The organism is Pseudomonas sp. P5_A12, assembly GCF_056400685.1.
Window position 1 is genome coordinate 1 of record NZ_JBFUKU010000256.1, and the last position, 7470, is coordinate 7470.

Genomic DNA, 7470 nt, shown 5'->3' on the forward strand with positions numbered 1-7470 from the left:
AGGCACCACCGCCTTCGACATGTTGAGAGCGCCGCGAAGGCTTACGTCCATCACCAAGTCGTAGCCTTCATCATCGATATCCAACAGACGTCGTGACTGACTAACCCCAGCGTTATTGACCAGGATGTCGACTTGCCCGAAAGCTTCGATGGCTTGCTCAACTACTTTTTTGCAACGCTGTGAATCCCTCACGTCGCAAACAAAACTTTGATGAGGGAGGCCCAGCGCGTCGGCGGCGATCTGAAGTTTGTCGGCGGCAATGTCGAGAAGAACGATCGTGGCGCCCTCCTCTGCAAACCGCTTGGCAATCGCCCAACCGATGCCGTTTAGCGATCCGGCTCCCGTCACCAGCGCTACTTTGTCCTTGAGCAACATATCGTTATCTCCTCCTGTGACCGACATTCGCCGGCGCCCAGGCTCAGTGAATGTGCAGCCCGCCATTGACGTCGAGTACAACGCCCGTTACGTAGCTCGAGAGGTCAGACGAGAGGAAAAGACAGGCGTTTGCGACATCCAAAGGAAGAGCTAGGCGACCGAGCGGTGTAGCGGCCAATGCTGACTGCCGACCTTCGTCAGTGAGCGTGCCCATGAGTAGCTCGGTGTCGACCAGCCCCGGAGCGATTGCGTTGACGCGAATACCGTCGGGCGCCAACTCGCGAGCCATTGCCTTGGCAAGGGTCTGAGTTGCTCCCTTGGCTGCCGCATAATGGGGGCCACCCAGCACACCACCACCCCGTTGAGCGGCTACTGATCCCATGTTCACGATCGCGCCGCTGCGCCGAGCGCGTAGATGTGGCACTACTGCTCTGGACATGTTGAACGCGCCACGCAGGCTGACGTCCATCACCAGTTCGTAATCTTCCACCGTGCTTGCCATCAGCTTGAATGGCTGACTGACACCGGCATTGTTGATAAGGATGTCGACCTGTCCAAACGCCTGGATAATTGAGTCAACCGTACGTTCACAAGCATCGGGGGAACGAACATCGCAGCTATAGCCAACGCTGCAATTTCCGAGCTTGTGAACTGCAGCGTCAATCAGATCCGTATCAAGATCGAGTACCGCAACACGAGCCCCGTTTTCGATGAACAGCTGGGCGGTAGCCCAGCCAATACCCTTCAACGAAGCGCCACCGGTGATGATGGCGGTTTTCCCTTTGAGTAACATGGTGATCTCCCTTGTTCTTGTTTTCGGAGAAGCCGTGATGCGCTCAAACGATGAGGATTACCGATCCGCTGGTCTTGCCTGAGGCAAGATCTTCGTGAGCGGCGCCCGCTTCTTTCAGCGGATACTGATGGTCAACGCGAATGCGCAAATCACCCGACTTAATCAACGCAAAGAGCTCGCTTGCTCCTCGTTGGAAATCAGCAGACTCGGCGACATAATGCGAAATGGTCGGACGGGTGATGAACAAGGATCCCTTGTTCCGCAGGTAGGCGAGATCGATTGGAGCAACGTCTCCGGATGCCCAGCCGAACGATACGATCAGGCCGAAGCGCTGTGCGCAATCCAACGATTTTTCAAAAGTTTCCTTGCCGATGGATTCGAACACGACACTCACGCCCTTCCCATCAGTAAGCCGCTTGGTGACACCCAGAAAATCGGCTTTTTCGACATCCACTGGATGAGCACAACCATATTCTTTGAGAATTTCCGCTTTCTCTTGACCAACACAGGTGCCGATGACATTGGCGCCGAGATGGGACAGCCACTGACAGAGGATCAGGCCAACCCCACCAGCCGCCGCGTGAACCAATACCCAGTCGCCCGGCTTGATGTCTTTCAGGCGTGTGGCCAGGTACCAAGCTGTAAGCCCCCGGAACAATGCGCCGGCAGCAGTGATTGAGTCCAGGCTCTGGTCGGGCAGCTTGAACACTCGCTCGGCAGGGACATTCCTTTTCTCTGCATAGGCCCCAGGCGTCAGAAAGTGGTAGACGACTTTGTCGCCCTCAGTGAGTCCGATGACCGATTTTCCGACTTTTTCAATGACCCCCGCAGCGGCGAATCCCAAACCACTCGGCAGTTTAGGAAGCGGAAGCAGGCCGGAACGTAGCTGGGTGTCAATGAAATCCACACCCACGGCTTCCTGGCGAATCTGAACTTCGTTATCGCCCACCTCAGGCAACTGGATTTGTTGCCACTCAAGTACTTCCGGGCCACCGGTTCGCTCGACAATGAGTGCGCCTACTGAATTGCTCATTCTGATTCCTCGCTTAAAAGTACGTGGGATTTGTTATTGCGCTGTCCAGCCGCCGTCCACCATCAAACTTGCCCCGGTTACCATCCGAGCTGCGGGGCTGGCGAGGTAAAGAGCTGCACCGACGATGTCCTCAACTTGGGCCATATGACCAAGAGGGATTTTGGAGACAAGAAATTGCTGTTTTTCAGGCGTGTTGACGATGCTGCGCACAAGGGGTGTATTCACGAAAGTGGGAGCAATGCTGTTGACCCGCAGCCCGCGATCTGCAAATTCAATCGCCATCGCCTTAGTCAAGCCTTCAACGGCATGCTTGGTCATGCAGTACACAGTTCGATTCGGAGAGCCGACATGGCCCATTTGAGAGGTGATATTGATGACCACGCCTGGGGTGTTCGACTGCTTGCTCAGCATTTTCTTCGCGGCCGCTTGAGCAGTCACAAAGCATGCTCGAACGTTGAGATTGAGCATGGCATCCAGGTGTTCGTCACTCACTTCCACCATCGGCTCGGGGAAATTTGTGCCAGCGTTGTTAACCAGGATATCGAGGGCGGGAAGCTCATTGATCAGAGCACGTATGGCGCCGCTGTCGGTCACGTCACAGACCGCAACGGTTGCCTGACCGCCTTGGGCGCGGATGTAAACGGCGACAGGGTCAAGAGGATCCCGGTCGCGGCCAACCAAGATGACATGCGCACCAGCGTTGGCAAAGGTAAGGGCAATGCCCTCGCCGATACCGCCACCTGCACCTGTGATCAAGGCAGTTTTACCATCCAGACGAAAGCTTGGGGGTACGAAAGGTACGAGGTCAGAATACACAGCGGGCTCCTTTTATTTTTGTGTGGCGCCATTACCGTTTTGGTGAAATTGAGGTTACTGCCGACTGGTAAAGTCGACCAATTCAATTATCATTAGAATTATGCAATCTAATCTAATAATGAGGCCAACATGCCCACTCCACGCGAGCCGCAGCCATTACCGAACGTGAATCTGAAGCTGTTACAGGCTTTTATGCTGGTAGCTGAGCACGGAAGTTTTCGGCAGGCGGCCGACCTGACGCACAAATCGCAGTCAGCTGTGACCAGCCAGATCAAGCAGCTGGAGAGCCAGTTGGGGGTGCAACTCTTTCATCGAACCACTCGTCATGTGAGTCTCACTGACTCGGGAGTTGAACTGCTGGAAAGTGCGAAGCGGGCCGTGCATGAGGTCGAGCTGGGATTGCGACGTATACAGGAGACGACTGATTTAAAGCGCGGCCGAATTTTTCTCGCCTGCTCAACCACAGTCGCTGCGACTCGGCTGGCGAAAATCCTCGCTGCGTTCGAAAGCGATTATCCTGGGATCGAAGTATTCGTTCGTGAACTGACTTCCGGCGACATGCATGACAGCATTCGCAAAGGCGAAGTGGACTTCGGCATCGGGCCAGTCAGCGACTTGCCAGATTTCAACTGTGAAACAATCCTCACAGAAAATCTCTATGCGCTAGTCCCGAAGAAATTGCGGGAGGTAGGAGGGTCGACCATCACGATGACCGAGCTCGCTCAGATGCCGTTGCTGCTGCTGAATCTCGCGACGGCACTTCGAGTTGTGGTTGATGACACTGCCAAACAGCTCGGACTGGAATTGAAGACGCGATACCAGTTCAATCAGGCGCAGACGCTAATATCAATGGCAAATGCAGGGTTGGGAGCTGCAGTGTTACCTGCAGTTGTATTGCCGGAGCATCCCCATCCCGACACACATGAGATGCTGATCGTCGAGCCAGAGCTTGTAAGACAGGTCGCCATCATCACGATTAAGGGCAGATCGATGTCACCTGCCGCATCCCGCCTAGCTCAGCTCGTGCGTCTCTTGATAACCGCGCCACATTCGAATGACCGTCAGCGCAACAGACTGACGGTAGACCTTAAGTTACTCAATGTACTGAGAATGCGCCGGGCTCGCGATAGAACTGGCGCATCGATCATCTGCCCGTCGAGCTTGAAAGCGCCGCCCTGCGTTTCAGCAGCAGCCAGGACACGGTTTGCCCAATTGACCTCTTCTGGTTCTGGCGCCAATGCTTCGTGAATTACGGCCACTTGCTTGGGGTGTATGCATAACACGCCGCCAAAGCCCATTTCCAAAGCGGTATTGACCGCACTGGTCAAACCTGGCAAATCATTTATCGCTGGGAATACCCCATCTAGCGGAGGGGCCAAGCCGTAAACCCGTGATTGTACAATAACGGAAATTCTTAGGTGGTCGAGGACGGTAAGCGCACCTGGTGAACCATCTTTCAAGCCTAAGTCCAACGCCATGTCGATGGCCCCAAAGCACAGCCTTTCAACCCCGGGGACGGAGCAGAGTTCAGGTAAATTTACTGCACCCAGAGCGCTCTCGATGATGGGCAGAATCGATTTGCCAGTTTCGGCTGCATTCGCCAGTTGAGCGCGCGTTTCTGTCTTGGGCAGCATGACCCCTATGACGCCCTGATGCCCTTTGCAAAATGCGAGGTCAGCCTCGTGCTGGGCATGGCCGGGTGAGTTCACGCGTACCAAAACTGCGGCCTCAGGGTTGCAAAGCAGAAACTCACCTAACGATGCCCGGGCATTGCTTTTTGAGGCCTCCTCTACAGCGTCTTCAAAATCCACGATAACGCGGTCTGCGCCACTGGCCAGTGCCTTTTCATATCGCTCGGGTCGATCACCCGGCACAAAGAGCGCTGAGCGCACCAGATCATTTCCTACAATATTGACTGAAACGTCGTTCATAATTTCTTCCACCGTCACGTCGAGAGAGGTTAAGTGAACCCGATCTCGCCAAGTTGGCCAATGCCGCCCCTGTTGCCTGCCCAAACCGAAGCTTTCCCCTCCTCTTCGACACGGCCCCCTACGATCAAAGTATCGCCAGCTATAAGCGGCCGGACACCTTTGAAAGCAAAAGTTCGCACGGTTCGCTCAGGTGCGAACTTCGAAAATGCGCGCATGACCAACGTGGCTGTAAGAGGCCCGTGCACAACCAATCCAGGATAACCCTCAGCATCGGTCACATATCGCCAGTCGTAGTGAATTCGGTGGGTGTTGAAGGTCACAGCCGAATAGCGAAAGAGCAACGTAGGACTGGTGTCGATCTCGTCAGTCCATTCGGCTTCTGGCAATGGATCACCCTCACCCACAACGGCTTTGGTGACAATTCGATAGACGATGTCTTGCTCCTCAATCAGCGAGGGCTCTTCATCCTGAATGTACTCATGCCGGACTGTCACAAACAGCAGCGAACCCGTCCGACCTTGTTTTTCCTTGACGTCCTGGATCGTAGAGCGACGATGGACAAGCTTGCCAACCATCAACGGCTTCATGAACGACAGGCGACCACCCGCCCACATCCGAGTTCGGTCGCCTGCGGCAGGAAGAAAATCACCTGTCACCGCGTGTCCATCCGAACGCAGCGATTCTGTGGATGCGAGATCCTGAAAGTACGCCCAATGCCACAACAGCGGTAAGGGATCGCCATCGGCAGGCGCTTTTTCATTAAGTGTCACGGCTAACTTGGCCGCATTTTCCTGCGTGATGACTTCGGCGCGTTCTTGAGTTTTACCAACCCATTCTGAATATTCCACAAACCCTCCTTATGCTAACGCTGTGTCGGTTTTCAAATCCCGACCGGATGAACTTCTGGATAAACGAGCGTCTTCGATAACCATGTCCGCTCCTTTCTCCGCGATCATGATGGCTGGAGCATTGGTGTTACCCGAACAGATACTCGGCATGATGGAAGCGTCGATCACACGAAGTCCTTCAACACCTCGCACACGCAGTCTTGAGTCGACTACTGAAGTCTGATCATTCCCCATCCGGCAAGAACCAACGGGGTGATACATCGACTGACCAAACTTTCTTAAATAATCGAGGATCTGCTCGTCCGTCTGCACCTGACTGCCCGGCATGGTCTCTTTGACGACGTGCTGGGAGAGCGGCTCGGCAGCGTAGATTTTGCGCATCCAACGAATACCCGCAATCAACGCCTTGCAGTCGTCTTCGTGGGTCAGATAGTTCATCAGGATGTCTGGATCGTCATACGGATTTGCAGACTTGAGGCGAATATGCCCGCGCGATTTTGGCCGAATCTGACTGCAGGACGCGGTGACAACAGGGATCTTCTCCGGCACGATCTTGCCGTCTTCTGTCACGACGATGCTGAAGGGTCTGAATTGAATCTGCAGGTCAGGTGAGATCATGGAAGGGTCAGATTTTACAAAGCAGCAAACCTGGGCAGCCGCTGAAGTCAGTAGCCCTTTGCGTGAGCCCACGTATTGCAGGACATGAGGAATCAGGCGCCAGCCTTGAATCTCATGGTTGATAGAAAACTTCGGCGTTACCTGATTCAGAAAATGGRCATATGCATGGTCGTGAAGGTTTTCTCCAACCCCCGGCAGATCATGGACAACGTCAATGCCGTGGCCACGCAGATGATCCACTGGGCCGACACCTGAAAGCATCAGCAACTGAGGTGAGGCGATGGTGCCGCCGCTGAGAATGATCTCCTTCGCGTATACATCCCGCTTCTGCTTACTACCCTTAATGGCGAAGCGCACGCCGACAGCCCGTTTGCCTTCAAACAAAATCCGCTCGGCATGGGCGTTCACTTGTACTTCAAGGTTGGTACGACTGCGAATTGGCTTGAGAAAGGCGGTGGATGCGGACTGTCGCACACCGTTCTCCATGGTCATCTGAGGGTAGCCAACGCCGTACTGCTGAGCACCGTTGAAATCCTTATTGAACGGGATGCCGATTGCCTTCGCAGAATCGATGAACGTCAGCGAGGCAACGTGCGGATTCACTACGTCAGAAATCGCAAGCTCGCCAGTAGCGCCATGAAACTCATCTCCCCCACGCAGCTGACGCTCGCTTTTCTTGAAGTAAGGGAGCACATCCGACCAGCCCCAGCCCGGATTACCTTCGTCGCGCCAGGCATCGTAGTCATGCGAGTTGCCGCGCATGTAGACCAGACCGTTGATGGAGCTAGAGCCACCCAGCGTCTTCCCGCGAGGACAGTAGAGCGTACGGTTGTTAAAACCCGGCTCCTTCGCCCCCTGATATCGCCAGTTCACCTTCTTGTTCGAAAACAGCCGGGTCATCCCAGCCGGGATCTTGATCCAGAGAAGGTCATCGGAAGGGCCAGCTTCCAGAAGTAGGACACGTTTGGACGGGTCAGCGCTGAGTCGGTTTGCCAACACGCAGCCCGCCGAGCCTGCCCCTACGATGATGTAGTCATAGGTCGATTCGTTCATTTC

General features: G+C 54.8%; 7 protein-coding genes and 1 pseudogene. 1 reads left to right on the forward strand and 7 read right to left on the reverse strand.

Annotation, left to right across the window (positions count from 1 at the left end):
* The 4 genes from AC1DSG_RS24440 to AC1DSG_RS24455 all read right to left on the reverse strand — a co-directional run.
* Positions 1-375: SDR family NAD(P)-dependent oxidoreductase (locus AC1DSG_RS24440; protein WP_477793194.1), on the reverse strand; the 375-nt coding region annotated here is incomplete at its 3' end.
* 43 nt (positions 376-418) lie between these two features.
* Positions 419-1168 carry an SDR family NAD(P)-dependent oxidoreductase gene (locus tag AC1DSG_RS24445; RefSeq protein ID WP_477793195.1) on the reverse strand — a complete coding sequence of 250 codons (750 nt, stop codon included), beginning with the start codon at positions 1166-1168 and terminating at the stop codon, positions 419-421.
* Between the two features lie 43 nt (positions 1169-1211).
* Positions 1212-2201: a quinone oxidoreductase family protein gene (locus tag AC1DSG_RS24450; RefSeq protein ID WP_477793196.1), complete on the reverse strand. Its 990-nt coding sequence runs from the start codon at positions 2199-2201 to the stop codon at positions 1212-1214.
* A 33-nt stretch (positions 2202-2234) separates the two neighbouring features.
* Complete coding sequence (locus AC1DSG_RS24455) at positions 2235-3017, reverse strand: SDR family NAD(P)-dependent oxidoreductase (protein WP_477793197.1); 783 nt, start codon at positions 3015-3017, stop codon at positions 2235-2237.
* A gap of 129 nt (positions 3018-3146) precedes the next feature.
* Between AC1DSG_RS24455 and AC1DSG_RS24460 the strand changes: the two are divergent.
* Positions 3147-4034, forward strand: a pseudogene (locus tag AC1DSG_RS24460) (LysR family transcriptional regulator); the annotation flags it as partial.
* Between the two features lie 44 nt (positions 4035-4078).
* Here the strand turns inward: AC1DSG_RS24460 and AC1DSG_RS24465 are convergent.
* The 3 genes from AC1DSG_RS24465 to AC1DSG_RS24475 form a co-directional block, all read right to left on the reverse strand.
* Positions 4079-4948, reverse strand: a complete 870-nt coding sequence (locus AC1DSG_RS24465; RefSeq protein WP_477793198.1) for an HpcH/HpaI aldolase/citrate lyase family protein — start codon at positions 4946-4948, stop codon at positions 4079-4081.
* A 29-nt stretch (positions 4949-4977) separates the two neighbouring features.
* Positions 4978-5796 (reverse strand): HTD2 family dehydratase, encoded by an 819-nt coding sequence (locus AC1DSG_RS24470; RefSeq protein WP_477793199.1) that lies wholly within the window; start codon positions 5794-5796, stop codon positions 4978-4980.
* A 9-nt stretch (positions 5797-5805) separates the two neighbouring features.
* Positions 5806-7470: GMC family oxidoreductase (locus AC1DSG_RS24475; RefSeq protein ID WP_477793200.1), on the reverse strand; the 1665-nt coding region annotated here is incomplete at its 5' end.

What these genes read in the sequence shown, in the direction of transcription:
- AC1DSG_RS24445 (WP_477793195.1), bottom strand. Translation starts at nt 1,168, where the DNA reads ATGTTACTCAAAGGGAAAACCGCCATCATCACCGGTGGCGCTTCGTTG.
- AC1DSG_RS24450 (WP_477793196.1), bottom strand. Translation starts at nt 2,201, where the DNA reads ATGAGCAATTCAGTAGGCGCACTCATTGTCGAGCGAACCGGTGGCCCG.
- AC1DSG_RS24465 (WP_477793198.1), bottom strand. Translation starts at nt 4,948, where the DNA reads ATGAACGACGTTTCAGTCAATATTGTAGGAAATGATCTGGTGCGCTCA.